The following is a 1,070-nucleotide window of genomic DNA, read 5'->3' as shown; positions in this document are numbered from 1 at the left end:
GACCGGCTCGAGGACCGGTACGGCCACCGGCTCGGGGAGGTTGACGCTGGCGCAGCGTGAGGAGATCGCGATCATGCATGCGGTGGGGGCCTCGAACGCCGAGATCGCCCGCGCGATCGGGGTCCACCGGTCCACGATCGGTCGCGAGCTCGCGCGCGGGTCGACAGTGATCGAGGATCGTCGTCCTCGTTACCGTGCCTCGATGGCCCAGACTCGGGCTGAGTGGCGTGCTGCCAAGGGCGGGCGGTCGCAGCAGACCAAGTTGAGCCAGCACCCGGACCTGGTCGCGGAGGTCCAGGCCCGACTGGAGGCCGAGCACTCCCCGGAGGAGATCGCGGGCCGACTACGCAAGGACTTTCCCGACAGGCCGGAGATGTGGGTGTCGCACGAGACGATCTACAAAGAGCTCTACGTCCAGGGTCGCGGCACGCTACGCCGTGACCTGCACCAACGGCTGCGCACGGGCCGGGCGTTGCGTAAGACCCGTCGCAGCACCGGGGAGCGCCGCGGCCGGATCGCGGGCATGGTCAACATCGCCGAGCGTCCCGCCGAGGTCGAGGACCGTGCCGTGCCCGGTGACTGGGAGGGCGACTTGATCACGGGCGCGTCGAACAAGTCCGCGATCGGAACCCTCGTCGAACGCTCCAGCGGGTTCGTCATGCTGCTCCACCTCCCCGAGGGCCACGGCGCCGATGCCGTGGCCGAGGCGATGATCGAGGCGATGAGCCGGCTGCCCGAGGTCCTGCGCCGGACCCTGACGTGGGACCAGGGCGTCGAGATGACCAACCACGTCCAGATCGCTGCGGCCCTCGACCTCGACATCTACTTCTGTGACCCCCACTCGCCCTGGCAACGCGGCACGAACGAGAACACCAACGGTCTGCTGCGCCAGTACTTCCCCAAGAGCAGCGACCTGTCGATCTACGCCCCCGACTACCTCGACCACGTCGCCCGCAAGCTCAACAACCGGCCCCGCAAACGCCACGACTGGGACACCCCAGCCGAGGTCCTCGACCGGCTACTGTCCCACCCACCAAAACATGGTGTTGCAGACGCGGGTTGAATCCACC

General features: G+C 68.3%; 1 protein-coding gene. It reads left to right on the top strand.

Features of this window, described 5'->3' with window-relative positions; translation table 11 throughout:
- Positions 1-40: 40 nt before the first annotated feature.
- Positions 41-1,063 carry an IS30 family transposase gene (locus tag E8D37_RS19650; protein WP_136571505.1) on the top strand — a complete coding sequence of 341 codons (1,023 nt, stop codon included), beginning with the start codon at positions 41-43 and terminating at the stop codon, positions 1,061-1,063.
- Positions 1,064-1,070 lie beyond the last annotated feature (7 nt).

It is taken from the genome of Nocardioides sp. GY 10127 (genome assembly GCF_004919085.1).
GTDB lineage: Bacteria > Actinomycetota > Actinomycetes > Propionibacteriales > Nocardioidaceae > Nocardioides.
The sequence above is the reverse complement of the archived record's forward strand: the minus strand, read 5'-3'. Positions and strand labels throughout refer to the sequence as shown.